The sequence below is a fragment of the Flavobacterium chungnamense genome, from assembly GCF_039539165.1.
In the GTDB taxonomy this organism is placed as follows: domain Bacteria; phylum Bacteroidota; class Bacteroidia; order Flavobacteriales; family Flavobacteriaceae; genus Flavobacterium; species Flavobacterium chungnamense.
On sequence record NZ_BAABCS010000017.1, the window covers coordinates 57,232 to 72,960 of the forward strand.

Consider the following 15,729-nt stretch of genomic DNA (forward strand, 5'->3'; position numbering starts at 1 on the left):
AAAAAACATCATGAAAAAATTACTTCTTTTAATATTCTTTACTTTATCAGTTTTTGTTTATTCACAAAATTTAAAAACTTATAATGGAAAATTTAAAAATGGAAATGCAAATTATGAATATTACGAATTAGAAAGTAAACAAGAAATTTTTAGTGGAAAATTTAATTATTCAATTGATAAAAAACACTTTGAAAAAGGAACTTTTGCTAATAATTCTAAAATAGGATTTTGGCAATATTTTCACAAAAATGAATATGTTACAGTTGAAATTTCTGGAAATTATAAGAATAATCTAAAAAATGATAAATGGTTATTTAGCTTATCCGAAAATGGTTTAAAGAAAGAGTATTCTATAAATTTTAAAAATGATACAATAATTGGAGAAATTGAATTTAATGGTTTAAAAGGAAAGTTTGATGAAAATGGTGAATTTGTTGACGATTGGAAAATCGACAATGAAAATACAGTTTACAAAGCAAAATTTATTAAAAATATTTTAACATATCTTGAAAATAGATATAAAAATGGGTCATTACTTGGAATTTATAGTCCAAATATTTACAAATTCGACTTCCAAGCTATCCTTGATAAAAATAATTCAATTGTAAAAAAAGAATATAATTTAGATTGGAATTTTAGAATGATGAGCGGAGAATTTGATGTTGATAAAATTTATGGAATTAATCAAGTAAAATTAGATGGTCTTGATACGGAATATCTTGAAAAAGAACTTTTTTTCAATAATTTTTTTGACGAGATAATTAGTAAGTTTAATGCAGAAACTTATGATAATATAGGCTGGGAATTTCTTCAACGAATTGAACTTAAAGTTAATCCCAATTTCCTTTACCTAAATTCTCAAAAAACAATACCTAATAAAATTATTTCTGAAAAAAAGTCATCTGATAATGGGTTAGATATTTTTTTCGACAATAAATCAGTTGATGAAAAACCAATTTTTAAAAATGGAAATGACAAGTTTATAAAATATATAACCGAAAATTATCGGGGTTTTGATGAAGTTTCAGGAAAAGCTATAATAGAATTTATTATAGACAAGAACGGAAAATTAAATATATTAACAATTAGAACAACAGGGAGTATTTCAGAAACGGAAATAAGAAGAGTTTTAAATAATTCACCTGAATGGAAACCAGGAATAAAAGAAGGTAAAATAGTAGAAGTTAAATATAATATTCCAATTAATATCGTAAGAAAATAAACAACGAACGCACAACAGCCGTAGCTGTTGCACAACCCTCCAAAAAAAATAATTTATCAAGATAATTCTAAAAATCGGCCTCGTTTTAGATGATTTAGGCGAGGTTATTTTTTGGGCTACAATTCCAAATTGCAAAATTTAAATAGCTGACAATCGAGGGTTTTAAGTCTAAAAAGAGGGTTTTTATAAAAGCGATGTTCTTCCCTTGTTTTAGGGAAAGAACTTGGCTCAAAATAGATGGTTTTTTCACAACAAAGCGCAGGTATTTCTTCAGGTTATAGGTTAATGCTGCCATCAACACGTGTTTGTTGGCGTTTTGTATGCCTCGTGTGTTTATTCGTTTCATGTTGGTGAAATTGACCAAGGTTCCAATTACAGGCTCTACTGTTTTGCTTCGCACACGTACCATTTTCTTGGCATAATGTGGGTTTTGGGTGAGTTTTTGGTGCATTCTATCGTAATGTTCTTTGTGTATGCTGTCGTCTATCTTCTTAAATTTGGTGGTTTTTCCGCAGCATTGTTCTCTTAATGGACAGTGTTTACAATCGCTTTCGCTACTTCGATACGTGCGTTTGGTATAGCCTTTACTATCTGTCTTTTCGCCTTTAAATAGCAAAATGGCGTTGTTGCCACCTTCTTTTATACATTCGTACTGATGCAGTTCTTTGTTAAAAACAAAGCCTTCTCTAAAAGGTTTGTATTGTCCGAAATTTGGGATGTAGGCATCAATGTTTTTTTTGTGTAAATATTCCAAGGCTTCGCCGCTACTGTAACCACCATCGGCTAAAAGTTCTTCTAGTTGAATATCGTTTTCATTTAGATTTTCCTCGGTAAGTGCTACAATTTTTTCAATACACTGACTATCGCGTTTGTCTGCAAAGTCAGAACATGCACCTGTTATAACGTGGTGCGCATCGTCTACAGCGATTTGTCCAAAATAATTCAGTTGGCGTGCTTTGCCTGGTTTTACACTTACTCTCGCATCGCTATCTATAGGCGAATAATGCGTGTGATTTGACAAATATTTTGGTCGGATGATATTCCCAAATTCGTCTATCTTGTCTTCTAAGCTATTCATTTGTAGCTGATGGCGAGAAATTCCTTGGATGTGGTGCATGACTAAAATTACAACATTTCTATTTTTAGTACAAGTTTTTTGATATATTTGTTAATGAGATTGTGAAGTTTTTTCACAGTCTGAAGTTAGCGGTAATTAAAACTATGAACTATGATTTTTACATCAAAGAAGAAAAAAACAGCAAAAGTAATTCAACGCGCAACAAAAGACGTTGTTTCAGACAGGAATTTAGCAACAATATGTGGGAATATGACTTCCAATGAAAACGCGGCTTCATATCTCTGTACTGAAGTGATGTTACAACGGATTCATGCACTTGTTTTTGTGTTTAACAGAAAATTCCACCGAGAGTACGATTGGGCAACTTTGAACTTTGTAACCACGTGTATTGAACAAGGCATTCAAGAAGGAACAGGAAACCAAACTTTAAACCCAATTATCATGAAAGGATTATCTAGGCTCATGAGCATGGAAGGTTCAGGTCCAGAACGAATGAATAAATTATTCAATAGCTCGGCACAACTCGTTATAGAGCAAGATAAACAATTGAATCAGGATGAACTTATTAACTTCATAGACAAAGATGTAGAGTCTTTCGTAATGGGACTTGATAAATATTTTCAATAAAACAGATACAATCATATGCAAGTTCTTTACTATGTTATTTTCGCATTGTTTTCATGGTTATTATTGATGCAGATATTTCGATTTTCAACCTATCATAAATACTTCAAGTATGCTGTATTTTTCATTATTGGTTATGCCATCTTAAATGGATACCTACTTTATTATTTTGACCTACACCACTTTTTTCTCTGGCATCTACCTCTTTTCTTAGTCTTTTTTTACATCAACTATAATAAGCAGAAAAAAGCCAACTCAGCATTTGATCACCTAATTGATGAAGAAAGCGGAATGACAAAAGAATTTTTTGAACTAAGTCTTGAAAGGACTCTTAAACACTATATCATTAGTGCATTATCATATTTAATTGTTTTTGCTGTATCGTACGTATATTTCTATAACAAATGAAAAAGAAAAAAGCCGATAACATTATATAAGCGTAATGCATTAAAGATGAACACCTTACAAGCAACGAACTTTACGGTAAATTGAAAGTTAGTGCTTCTAAGTCCTGCACTATGCTTATACATGCCGTTAAAAGCTGTTTATGGTACTCGCCATTTTTCAGTACTTAATTCAACTGCTCTTGAAAAACTTCTAATAAATAATCTGGTGAAACCATTCGTGTTGGTGATTGTTCCATGGCTTTTAAAACACGTTTCATAGCAAATGGATTCAATCCCATATTGATGCCTATTTCGTGTATTTTGATTTGCTCTCTTTCGTGCAAAACTCCATCGCAATGCATTAAAAGTGCCAATCTATAAAATTGCTGAATGCGTTCAAACTCACTTTTAATGATTTCACTACGGTTTTCTTCATGAAAAAGTTGTTTCAACTCGTCTTTGTTTATGCCTAGTTCTATCGCAATTATCGAAAGAAACATGTACTCTCTTTCGTGCAATTCGCCATCAACAATTGCAAATGCAATCATGTCTGCTAATAAACTTAATTTTTGTTCCTTAGTGTTCATCAAAATGATTATTTTTAGCTAAAATATAATTATTTGTTAAATTCTAAAAATTAATTCGCTTGAAATTCATTTTAACCCTTTTATTTGGAATCCTTTTTTGCACCTCAAATGCGCAAGAAAGTACTGCTAGTAGACAAGTTTCATCATTTTCAATAGAAGCACCACAATTAAAAACAATTAAGAAAATTTGGGTTTATTTACCAAAAGACTATGATAGTAATTCAAAGAAAAAATACCCTGTCATTTACATGCACGATGGACAAAACCTATTTGATGCCAAAACATCCTACGTTGGTGAATGGAATGTTGATGAAACTTTAGACAGTATTTCGGCACAAGTAATCGTCATCGGAATCGAACACGGCAACGAAAAACGAATGGAAGAACTAACACCATTCAAGCACGAAAAATATGGTGGAGGCAATGCCGATAATTACTTAGATTTTATTGTTAAAACATTAAAACCTTATGTTGACAAAAACTACAGAACCAAAACAAATGCCAACAATACAGCTCTTTTTGGGAGTTCACTCGGCGGATTGGTTTCATTCTATGGCGCATTAAAATATCCTAAAATCTTTGGAAAAGTAGGTTGCTTCTCTCCTTCTTTTTGGTTCAACAGAAAAGAAATTTTCGAACTAATGGAGCAAACTAAAACATTCAAAACCAAAGTTTATTTCCTATGCGGCGACAAAGAAGGCGATGATGATATGGTTCGTGATTTAGACAATATGGAATATCAAGTGAATACAAAACGTTGTGAATGTAAAATGCTGAACAAAAAAATCATTGTGAAAAATGGTCAACACAACGAAAAATTATGGCGTGAAGGTTTCAAAAAAGCGTACCTTTGGCTGTTTTAAATTTCATAATTCAAAATTCCTTGTTGAATATTCAACATTCTATTTTGATTCAAATACAGTAAAAAATGAACAACAACGATATTTTCAAAAAACTACGTGTAGCTTTAATGCTTCGTGACGACCAAATAGAAGAAATCTTAAAATTGGTAGATTTCAGAATGTCGAAAGGTGAAATTGGCAACTTTTTTAGAAGTGAAGACCATCCAAAATTTATGGAATGTGGCGATCAAGTATTGCGTAATTTCCTAAACGGATTGGTAATTCACTTACGTGGAACAAAAGAAAATCCGAAGAATCCTATGGATGTAATTGCAATTCACAAAAAAGAAGCACAACCAAAAGAATTTAAAAAATCAGAAGGAACTGCTCCAAAAAAAGAGTTTAAGCCAGGTGATTTCAAGAAAAAGCCAGCTGCTAAACCTAAATTCGCTGCTAAAAAACCAGTAAAAAAAGTTGAAATTGTAGAGAAAGTACAATACAAAAACGGTAAGAATAAAAAGGATTAAATTATAGATTTGTAACTTATGTAACAAAGTATCAATTTTATAAAGCGTACCTTTATTTTATAATAATCAACTAAACAACTAGTTATGAAAAAAAATATGGGTACAGCAGATAAAATAATCCGATTGATTGTTGCTGCAGTGTTAGCTTTCTTATTCTACAACGGAACAATTTATGGAACTTTAGGAATTGTAGCAGTAGTAATTGCAGCAGTTTTTGCCTTAACCAGTCTAGTAAGTTTTTGTCCGTTATATACTTTGTTAGGAATTAATACTTGTCCGGTAAAAAAGTAAATTAAATAAAAAATCCCGAGCTAAAAACTCGGGATTTTCAATATAAAATAATTTCTATCTAATTAAGAAAGCGCTTTTTGAACTTGATCAGCAGCTTCTTGAAATTGAACTGCAGATAAAATTGGCATTCCAGAATTATCGATTAACTCTTTAGCAATTTCAGCATTTGTACCTTGTAATCTAACGATGATTGGCACTTTAATTGCGTCACCCATATTTTTGTAAGCATCAACAACACCTTGAGCAACACGATCGCAACGAACGATTCCTCCAAAGATGTTAATCAAAATTGCTTTTACGTTTGGATCTTTTAAGATAATTCTAAAAGCTAATTCCACACGTTTTGCATCTGCAGTTCCACCAACGTCTAAGAAGTTAGCTGGCTCAAAACCTGCATATTTAATCAAATCCATTGTAGCCATTGCTAATCCAGCACCGTTCACCATACAACCAACAGTTCCGTCAAGGTCAACATAGTTTAATCCAGCTTCTTTAGCTTCAACTTCAATTGGATTTTCTTCTCTAACGTCACGCATTTCAGCATAAACTGGCTGACGGTATAAAGCGTTATCATCAATATTTACTTTGGCATCAACTGCCATAATTTTATTATCAGATGTTTTTAAAACTGGGTTAATTTCAAACATTGATGAATCAGAACCAATGTAAGCATTGTATAATGAGTCAACAAATTTCACCATTTCTTTAAAAGCATTTCCAGAAAGTCCTAAATTAAAAGCTACTCTTCTTGCTTGAAAACCTTGTAAACCTACTTGAGGATCGATTTCTTCAGTGAAAATTAAATGTGGTGTGTGTTCTGCTACTTCTTCAATATCCATTCCACCTTCTGTAGAATACATAATCATGTTTCTTCCTGTAGCTCTATTCAATAAAATTGACATATAGAATTCTGAAGTTTCACTTTCGCCAGGATAATACACATCTTCGGCAATTAAAACTTTATGAACCGTTTTTCCTTCTGGTGGAGTTTGCGGAGTAATCAATTGCATTCCAATAATTTGTTCAGAAATTGTAGTTACTTGTTCTAAGTTTTTAGCCAACTTAACACCGCCACCTTTTCCTCTTCCACCTGCGTGAATTTGAGCTTTTATAACATACCATTGTGTACCTGTTTCAGTAGTCAATTGTTTTGCAGCAGCAACCGCTTCTACAGGATTATTAGCAACAATTCCACGTTGAACGCGTACACCGTATTTTGCTAGAATTTCTTTACCTTGATATTCGTGTATATTCATAAGTATTAGTTTGTCGTTTAAAAAGTTTCACAAAAGTAATTAAATAGAATGAAACCTAAAAGAAATGTATATCAATTTAGTAACTTTATTTTAGTTTTTATAACTGTTAAGTTTTTGAATCCTTACAGATGTAAAAGATACCGCTATTATCAATGCTATATTGTTATGGTATTGAAAAAAATCAATACAAAAATTACCAAATTCGTAGAAATATTAACTCGCTTTGTATTGCTTGTAGTATAACTTATCTTTGCCAACTTAATATAACAACATTTATCATGCAACCAAAAGAGTTACTTACGCTTGCCGAAGAATTTGGCAGTCCGTTGTACGTTTATGACGCTACAACCATTGAGCATCAGTATAACCGTTTGACAGCTGCATTTTCTAAGGTGGAAAACCTTCGAATAAATTATGCAATGAAAGCTTTGTCAAACATCACAATTTTGAAGTTGCTAAAGAAGTGTGGCTCTGGTTTAGATACCGTTTCTTTTCAAGAAGTACAACTTGGTTTACACGCTGGTTTCACTCCAGATAAAATTATATTTACACCTAACGGAGTTTCTTTTGAAGAAATTGAAGAAGTTGCCAAATTAGGCGTTCAAATCAACATTGATAATCTTTCGGTTTTAGAACATTTTGGAACTAAATATCCAAAAGTTCCTGTTTGCATTCGTATCAATCCACACGTTATGGCTGGTGGAAATGAGAATATTTCTGTTGGTCATATTGATAGTAAATTCGGAATTTCAATTTATCAAATTCCGCACGTTTTGCGCATCGTTGAAAATACCAAAATGCACATCAACGGAATTCACATGCACACCGGTTCTGATATTTTAGATATTGAAGTTTTTCTTTATGCTGCAGAAATTCTATTTGATGCTGCAAAACAATTCAAAGAATTAGATTTTCTTGACTTTGGTTCAGGATTCAAAGTTCCTTACAAAAAAGGCGACATCGAAACCAACATAGAAGAATTGGGTAAAAAACTAACGAGACGCTTTCTAGCTTTTGAAAAAGAATATGGAAGAACATTAACTTTAGCTTTCGAACCAGGAAAATTCCTTGTGAGTGAAGCTGGATTTTTCTTGGCCAAAGTAAATGTGGTAAAACAAACAACCTCAACAGTTTTCGCCGGAATTGATAGTGGTTTTAATCATTTAATTCGACCAATGTTTTATGGCTCGCAACACCAAATTGAAAACATTTCTAACCCAAAAGGAAAAGAGCGTTTTTACACCGTTGTAGGTTACATCTGCGAAACCGATACGTTTGCCAATAACAGAAGAATTGCCGAAATAAAAGAAGGCGATGTTTTATGCTTCAAAAATGCTGGTGCTTATTGCTTCTCAATGGCATCTAACTACAACTCGCGATTTAAACCAGCAGAAGTTTTATGGAAAGACGGAAAAAGTCACTTAATTAGTAAAAGAGAAACTTTTGAAGATTTGATTAAGAATCAGGTTGTGGTTGAAGTTTAAAAGCCACGAATTTATCTCATTCGATTTATTTTTTTTGGTATTCGATGATTTTCAATTCTCAAATTGTCACAAATTTCATATTTAAAAAAATCCACTAATTAATTTTAGTGGATTTTTTTTTAATGTAACGGACGTTTTTTTATCATTCAGTATGATTTGAAGTTTAAATTTGTATTTTTGGTATAACTTTGTTTTTGGTCACGGATTGCAAATGTGTGCTTTCGGGGTTAAACCTTATTAAAAGTGAACAGTCTAAATAAATATTTAAATTATATTTTTATGAGATTATTTATATTTTTTGCATTGTTATTTTTCTCGTGTAACAAAGACAATAGTACAGAACAAACTTCACCTGTGGCATATAGAATAACAAAGTCTATTAGTTATAACAATATAAATGTTGATGTTGTAATAGACAAACCAGCATTGAATGAAGTTGATGTCTTGTTAGTGTTTCACGGAACTGTTTTATATGACTCCAACTTAATGACTGCAGCTAATACAACTCTAGATAAATTCAAAGGTATTTTAGATAGAAATGATATGATGATTGTAAGTGTTGCATATCCTCAAGAAAATGTTTTATTTGGCGATAATATTGTTCAAGGCGAAGCTGCTTTGTTATGGTTGAAAAATAAAGCAAGCCAAGAATTAGGAATAACTGTAAAAAAAATATTTTTAGGCGGACACTCTCAAGGAGGATACATGGTAACAAGACTTAATACAATGCATCAAACAAATGGTGTTATTGCTAATGCGCCAGGTCCATTAAACCTTGTTTATAGATGTCAATTGGAGGAAAATGGACAAATCCAATCGGGTGCTGTTTGTAATAAACTTAAAAATGTGTATGGAACGACAACAAACAATCCGAATGCCTACTTTCAAAGGTCATTACTTAATTTCACAAATGGATTCAAGTCTGACATTTTATTTGTTCAAGGATTAAATGACTCGCCTATTCAAATGTATTCTTGGCCAACTTTTAAACAAGATGTGCTAAGTTGTACAAATTGTCAAAATAGTCAGTTTGTTGAGATTGTTGGTGGTGAACACGGCTCTCTATTTGAAAGTCCAACGGCTAAGACTGAATTTAATAACTTTATTAATAGTCATTAATGATATACCTTCATCAAACATCGTTTAATGAAATTGCCAACATCGATAATTATTGAAATTGAGTTCCAAATAACTAATCCATACTGATAAAGATAAAAAAATCCCACTAATATTTTTGGTGGATTTTTTATTTTTAATGTAACGGACGTTTTTTAATCATTCCGCATGATTTGAAGTTTAAATTTGTATTTTTGGTTTGACTTTGTTTGTGGGCACGGATTGCAAATGTGTGCTATCGGATAAACTTTTATCAACTTGACAATGAAGAAAATACTTTCAATTTTATTATTTGTATCATTTCTATTTTCTTGTAAAAATCATGAAGAAAAGATAGAGATTTATTTATTGAAAAATAGAGTAAGAACAACCGAAGGAATTCCAGTCTTAGAATATGTAAAACTAAAAAACATCAAATACAATAAGAATTTAGAAAATGTAAAAGATTGCAATTATGATTCTATATCAAAACAATTCATTTATGGCGGAAAATTTACTGTTAACAAAGAAAATATTGAAAGTAAACCGTTAATAGCAGACGAAGACATTCTAAAATTAAATCTTAAGAAAAATGAGTTTATACTCTCAGAAATTGGTAAACAAAAAATAACTCAACTGAAACCAAACATGAAATCTGGAATTCAATTTGTTATTTGCGTTAACAAACAACCTTACTTAACTGGATATTTTAGAAGCAATATTTCATCAAATATTTATAACTGGAATTATATTGGCTATGACTATTTTGAGCATAAAATTGCTACTATTCACGATAAGCACTTTGTTATTAGACAAAATGAAGGTTATGAAAAATGGAAACCGACTTTGTGTAATTTAAATCAATATTCTGAATTAGTTTCCGCATTTAGAAACACTAATCGTATTATAGAATAAGTAATTTGCTAACAGAAGATTTTTTATAAATTTTCTACTTTAGTATTTATAGAATTGATTTCCAAATAACTAATCGATACTGATAAAGATAAAAAAATCCACTAAAATTATTAGTGGATTTTATATTCTAATGCAACGGTCGTTTTTTAATCATTCCGCCTTTGGTATCTTTTATGGAATGTTGCACTACGAAGGCTTCTTCGTCAATTTTATCAATTTCAAGTAGTAATCTTGTTACTTCTAGACGAGTTACTACGCAAAAAAGGATTTTATTTTCATTAAAATTTACACCTGTTTTTCCATAACCGCTTTCTGAATTATAAACTGTTACTCCACGACCTAAATTATCGATTATGGCTTGCTTGACTTCGGTTGCGTTTCTTGACACTATGGTTACACCAATGTATTCTTCAATACCATTAATAATGAAATCAACTGTTTTGGATGCAGCGAAATAAGTCAACATCGAATACATTGCGGTTTCAACACTAACTAACAAAGCAGAAAAGGAAAACAAAATCACATTGAAAACCGAAATAAAATCGCCTACAGACAAACTCGTTTTTTTGCTTACATAGATTGCTAAAACCTCTGTTCCGTCAATGACTGCGCCACCACGAATGGCAAAACCAATTCCAGCACCAAGAAAAAATCCACCAAAAACAGATATTAATAATTTATCATTAGTAATAGCTGGTAAAGTGATGAAATGTACCAAAAGTGATAACGCTAAAATGGCTAAAGCACTTTTAACTGCAAATTCCATTGATATTTGCTTAGCTCCAATAATGATGAAAGGTAAATTGATTAAAACAATCAAAAATGATAATTCAACACCAGTCATTATCTCTGTTAGAAGTGATAATCCCATTGCGCCACCATCTAAAAAGTCGTTTGGTAAAAGAAATTCTTTCAAGCCAATGCTCGCCATGACTACACCAATACATATCAAGATAAAATCTTTTATGTAACGTGTGTAAACTAATTGTGGAATGCTAGCACTTTTTCTAAATAAGGAATCAAATATCAATTTCATATATCTTCATTTTATAACAAGATACAAAAATTTAAAAAGAAAGAAAAATGAAATGCTTTAAATTAACTATTATTTTGCTTTTTTAGTTACAAAAACCTCTTCTAAAACTTCACATTCGGAGCCATTTGGAAAAGTAATTCCTAATTTCTGTGCTAAAGTCGGAGCAATTTGTGTGATGTATTTCTTTTCATGACTTTCACCTGCCGGAATGTTCCAACCAAAAAACAATAATGGTGCGTGCGTATCATAAGCATAAGGCGTTCCGTGAGAAGTTCCTGTTGGACCATATTGAATGTAACCAGGTTTATCTAATATCACTAAATTGCCATCTTCTTTTGCATCGTAGCCATTTGCAATCATATCTAAATAATAATCATTTCCGCAAGAATGTGTGATTTCCTCTTCATCATAAACTTTTTTAACTTGCTCTTGTGTCATTAAAAAATCTTTGAAAGATTGTTCCACTTTTGAATATTCAAGTCCTTTTTCTTTGATTTTTGTTTTGTTCAAATACAAATTAAAATTAGAATAATTAGTCACAAAATCTTCGTTATAAGTATCAGTAGAGAACTTTTTGATGGCTTTAGAAATTTCTTTGTATTCAATGTTTTTTACATTCAACTTATTGTTTTTAAGAAAATTAGCATTTTCAGCGCATGCATGATCTGCAGTTAAAAAAAGTAAATAATTTCCTTTACCCACATTTTTATCTAAATAAGCAAGCAAGTCAGCCATGGTTTGGTCTAATCGCAAATAAGTGTCTTGCAATTCCATAGAACGTGGCCCAAGTACATGTCCAACATAATCTGTTGATGAAAAACTTATGGCTAAAAAATCAGTGTTTTCATCTTTTCCAAGTTCTTCTTTTTCGATGGCTTTCATAGCAAAATCAGCCAAAAGATTATTTCCAAATGGTGTAACTCTTAAAACTCCAGCATCATTTTTCTCATACATTTTTTTTAAATCATATGGAAAAACTGGCTTATCAACTCCATATAATTTTCCCTCATAAGGACTATCATCTGCGTCACTTTCATTATATGTTGCAGCAGGTTTGTATAAATTCCAACCTTGATTAATGTAGTTTAAATAGTTCTTTTGATAATTGAATTCAGTTACCCAATCTGGTAATTTTTCTCCGTAAAAAGTACTTGAGATAAAAGCTCCAGTTTTACTATACCAAAAAGCCCAATTGGCAAAATGACCAGCTGGTAAAATGGCGCCTCTATCTTTAATGCTCATACCAATAACTTTTCCTTTGAAGTTGGTTCCCATTCTAAGTTCGTCAGTTATAGTAGTTGACAATAAGTTCTTAGGAGACATTTCACCTTCTGCTTTTGTTCCGTCTCCTAGGGTTTGAACCGATTCGTCATCAGTACAATATCTTTCCTTACCAGTTGTTCTACTAAACCATTCATTTCCTACAATTCCGTGAACCGATGGTGTTGCTCCTGTATAAACAGAGGCATGACCTGGCCCTGTATAAGTTGGCATATAATTGAAATGTGCATTATGAAAAACATATCCTTTATTCATAATTCGTTTAAAACCATTTTCTGAAAAATCATTTTTAAAACGATATAAATATTCCATTCGCATTTGGTCTACAACAACACCAACTACAAGCTTAGGTCTTTGTTGTGCTTGCAAATTAGAAACTAGAATAAAAACAATAAGTAAAAGTAATTTTTTCATGGATTTAAATTATTTGTACAAAAATAGGGATTTGAAAGGAAATAGACGTGAAGTAATTCTTAAGAATTCTGTAAAATAAAAAGAGATTCTAAATTAGAACCTCTTCTTTATTATTAAAATGTAGTAACTTCTTTTTTGGCTAATTCAAACTCAGTAATAATTTCTTTTATAATTTCATCTACTGGTTTTATATCGTGAATTAATCCAGCTATTTGACCTATTTCTAGTTCACCTTCAATTAAATCACCTTCGAACATTCCTCGTTTAGCTCTTCGTTTTCCCAAAAGCGTTTCCAAATCTTCTTTGGTTGGACATTTGGTATACAATTCTTGTAAATCGTTATAAAATTTATTCTTAATTAAACGAACTGGAGCTAATTCTTTTAAGGTTAATTGTGTTTCACCTTCACCAGTTTCGATAACTGTTTTCTTAAAATTATCGTGTGCTGAACTTTCTGTAGAAGCCACAAAACGACTTCCCATTTGAACTCCGTCAGCACCAAGAACCATTGCTGCTAACATTCCACGACCAGTTGCAATTCCTCCAGCTGCAATTAGTGGAATAGAAATATTTTCTTTCACCATCGGAATTAAAGTTAACGTAGTTGTTTCCTCTATTCCATTGTGTCCTCCTGCTTCAAATCCTTCAGCAACTACTGCATCAACTCCTGCTTCTTGTGCTTTAAGAGCAAATTTTGAACTACTCACAACATGAACTACTGTAATTCCGTTGGCTTTTAAATGTGAAGTCCAAGTTTTTGGGTTTCCTGCAGAAGTGAAGACTATTTTTACACCTTCTTCAATAATTATCTGAATAATTTCTTCAATATTTGGATACAACATCGGAACATTTACACCAAAAGGTTTGTCCGTTGCTTTTTTGCATTTTTGAATGTGTTCTCGCAAAACATCTGGATACATTGAACCTGCGCCAATTAATCCTAATCCGCCAGCATTACTTACGGCGCTTGCTAACTTGTAACCAGAATTCCATATCATTCCACCTTGAATAATAGGATATTGTATATTGAAAAGTTGTGTTATTCTATTCATTGAATCGAAATTCAGAAATTAATTTTTGATAATTTTTCCTTGAAGTACTTTTTCTGAAGTTGAAATTGTAAAGTAATAAATTCCAGCATTTAGACTTTCAAGAGAAAGATTTTGAATCGGATTCTCAATATTTTTTGACAAAACTAATTGTCCTAAATTATTGTAAAATTTGACTGAAGAACCAAGAACAACATCTGGTGAAACGAAAGTTACATTAGCATTTGTAGGATTTGGAAAAAATTGAAATTGCTCAATTTGATTTTCACCAACATTAAGCAAAGCATTTTGCAAAGCCAATTGAAAATCTGGAATACCATAGCCAAATTGTGTGGTAGGATTGGTAAATCTATCCGCAGATTGTTTTACAAAATCTACAACTTGTTGATTAGTTAGATTGGGAACAGCTTGCCAAAAACTAGCAATCATTCCAGCCATAACTGGACATGAGAATGACGTACCGCTTGCTGTTACAATATCTCCATCGGTATTAGAAAGAGTTGTCGCTTGACCTTTGGCCATAACATCTGGTTTTACTCTTCCATCAAATGAAGGTCCGATGGAACTGAAAGTAGCATAACTTTCGTCAAATCTTACAGCACCAACAGCAAGAACATTTGTAGCTTCAGCTGGAACTCCAATATGTGGATCTGCAGAGTTACCAGAATTACCTGCACTAGCAACTACTACCATTCCTTTAGTAAAAGCAATATTAGCACCTTTAGAAGCAAAAGCAATGTTTCCAGTCATTTGAGAGTAAGTATAGCTATAATTTGGATTATCATAGCCAAAGTAACCTAAAGAAGTAGAAATAATATCAGCTCCTAGCCTATCGGCTTCTTCTGCTGCTTCCACCCAATAACTTTCCTCAACTGGATTTTCTTCAGAAACATCTTCTGTTACGAATAAATAATATTGAGCATCTGGAGCTGTTCCTACTAGTTGACCATCTGTAAATCCACCCATACATGAGAGCGTCATAGTTCCATGATTGTGTAAAGAATAAACATTAGTATTTTGACTAACATAATTGTATCCGCCAAGTATTAAATTATTGTTGAATAGTCTCTGAAAAGGTTGCGCCGTATTTACATTTAAAAAACCTGAATCAAGAACTGCAATTATTTTACCAGTACCAGTATAATTTGCTTGATGCAACAAATGTCCGTTAAGCATTTCTATTTGATTGGCTGAATTCCCATAAGCAAAAGTTGTTTGCACATTCATTTGCTTATTGACTGGTTTATTTTTTTTTCTGATTGCAGCTTTTGCGTTTAGAGAATTGTCTGCAAAAACTACTTGACTTACAAAAGGAAGACTTTCTAAAGCGTTAATATCAGTTTCTGTACCTCTCACATGAACACAATTAAGCCATTTTGATTTGGCTTTAACCATAATTCCTGTGGCAGCATCAACTTGATCTATGTACGTTTGTGCAACTGGAACATCATTAACATTTAATGCTATTCCTTGAGCCGTTCTTCTATCTAATGCCCTTTGGGTTAGCATCGTTAACGGATTGTTCAAATAAGTTTGTGCGTTGGGTTTATCACTAAAATACACCCATGCATCTTCTTGGGAAAAAGAGGCAAATGACACAAATAAAGCAATTAATAGTAGGATTTTCTTCATAGCTTTTATT

Annotated in this window: 14 protein-coding genes and 1 pseudogene; 8 read left to right on the forward strand and 7 right to left on the reverse strand. The window is 32.0% G+C overall.

The genetic code is table 11. The features are described 5' to 3' along the window. The first annotated feature begins 10 nt into the window (after window positions 1-10). A complete protein-coding gene (locus ABD771_RS09265; protein ID WP_345093834.1) occupies window positions 11-1,222 on the forward strand; it encodes an energy transducer TonB in 1,212 nt (403 codons plus the stop codon). Window positions 1,223-1,316: 94 nt separating this feature from the next. Here ABD771_RS09265 and ABD771_RS09270 read toward each other — a convergent pair. Further along, window positions 1,317-2,285 (reverse strand): annotated as a pseudogene (locus ABD771_RS09270) (transposase); the annotation flags it as partial. Between the two features lie 165 nt (window positions 2,286-2,450). Here ABD771_RS09270 and ABD771_RS09275 point away from each other — a divergent pair. Then, the gene (locus ABD771_RS09275) at window positions 2,451-2,927 is read left to right on the forward strand and encodes a hypothetical protein (RefSeq protein WP_345093838.1); all 477 of its coding nucleotides are present in this window, start codon (window positions 2,451-2,453) and stop codon (window positions 2,925-2,927) included. 568 nt (window positions 2,928-3,495) lie between these two features. Here ABD771_RS09275 and ABD771_RS09280 read toward each other — a convergent pair. Then, a complete protein-coding gene (locus ABD771_RS09280; RefSeq protein WP_345093840.1) occupies window positions 3,496-3,897 on the reverse strand; it encodes a tellurite resistance TerB family protein in 402 nt (133 codons plus the stop codon). A 59-nt stretch (window positions 3,898-3,956) separates the two neighbouring features. Here ABD771_RS09280 and ABD771_RS09285 point away from each other — a divergent pair, with 59 nt between their 5' ends. The 3 genes from ABD771_RS09285 to ABD771_RS09295 all read left to right on the forward strand — a co-directional run bounded on the left by ABD771_RS09285 (window position 3,957) and on the right by ABD771_RS09295 (window position 5,557). Then, entirely contained in the window at window positions 3,957-4,760 is an 804-nt protein-coding gene (locus ABD771_RS09285; protein ID WP_345093842.1) for an alpha/beta hydrolase, read from the forward strand. Window positions 4,761-4,825: 65 nt separating this feature from the next. Beyond that, window positions 4,826-5,266, forward strand: a complete 441-nt coding sequence (locus ABD771_RS09290) for a DUF1456 family protein (protein WP_345093844.1) — start codon at window positions 4,826-4,828, stop codon at window positions 5,264-5,266. An 84-nt stretch (window positions 5,267-5,350) separates the two neighbouring features. Then, on the forward strand, window positions 5,351-5,557 hold the full coding sequence (locus ABD771_RS09295; RefSeq protein WP_345093847.1) for a YgaP family membrane protein: 207 nt from the start codon (window positions 5,351-5,353) through the stop codon (window positions 5,555-5,557). A gap of 62 nt (window positions 5,558-5,619) precedes the next feature. Here the strand turns inward: ABD771_RS09295 and sucC are convergent, their stop codons facing one another. Continuing rightward, window positions 5,620-6,813 (reverse strand): ADP-forming succinate--CoA ligase subunit beta, encoded by a 1,194-nt coding sequence (sucC, locus tag ABD771_RS09300; RefSeq protein ID WP_345093849.1) that lies wholly within the window; start codon window positions 6,811-6,813, stop codon window positions 5,620-5,622. 278 nt (window positions 6,814-7,091) lie between these two features. Here sucC and lysA point away from each other — a divergent pair, with 278 nt between their 5' ends. The 3 genes from lysA (at window position 7,092) to ABD771_RS09315 (ending at window position 10,307) form a co-directional block, all read left to right on the forward strand. After that, window positions 7,092-8,297, forward strand: a complete 1,206-nt coding sequence (gene lysA / locus ABD771_RS09305; RefSeq protein WP_345093851.1) for a diaminopimelate decarboxylase — start codon at window positions 7,092-7,094, stop codon at window positions 8,295-8,297. Window positions 8,298-8,576: 279 nt separating this feature from the next. Continuing rightward, window positions 8,577-9,416 (forward strand): alpha/beta hydrolase family protein, encoded by an 840-nt coding sequence (locus tag ABD771_RS09310; RefSeq protein WP_345093853.1) that lies wholly within the window; start codon window positions 8,577-8,579, stop codon window positions 9,414-9,416. Window positions 9,417-9,677: 261 nt separating this feature from the next. Then, a complete protein-coding gene (locus ABD771_RS09315; RefSeq protein ID WP_345093855.1) occupies window positions 9,678-10,307 on the forward strand; it encodes a hypothetical protein in 630 nt (209 codons plus the stop codon). A 127-nt stretch (window positions 10,308-10,434) separates the two neighbouring features. Here the strand turns inward: ABD771_RS09315 and ABD771_RS09320 are convergent, their stop codons facing one another. From ABD771_RS09320 to ABD771_RS09335, 4 genes are all read right to left on the reverse strand, one after another. Continuing rightward, the gene (locus tag ABD771_RS09320) at window positions 10,435-11,343 is read right to left on the reverse strand and encodes a YitT family protein (RefSeq protein WP_345093857.1); all 909 of its coding nucleotides are present in this window, start codon (window positions 11,341-11,343) and stop codon (window positions 10,435-10,437) included. Between the two features lie 69 nt (window positions 11,344-11,412). Beyond that, window positions 11,413-13,038, reverse strand: coding sequence for an alkaline phosphatase PafA (gene pafA / locus ABD771_RS09325; protein ID WP_345093859.1), 1,626 nt, complete (start codon window positions 13,036-13,038; stop codon window positions 11,413-11,415). Between the two features lie 113 nt (window positions 13,039-13,151). Next, a complete protein-coding gene (locus ABD771_RS09330) occupies window positions 13,152-14,090 on the reverse strand; it encodes an NAD(P)H-dependent flavin oxidoreductase (RefSeq protein ID WP_345093861.1) in 939 nt (312 codons plus the stop codon). A gap of 18 nt (window positions 14,091-14,108) precedes the next feature. Further along, a complete protein-coding gene (locus ABD771_RS09335) occupies window positions 14,109-15,719 on the reverse strand; it encodes a S8 family serine peptidase (protein WP_345093863.1) in 1,611 nt (536 codons plus the stop codon). Window positions 15,720-15,729: the final 10 nt, after the last annotated feature.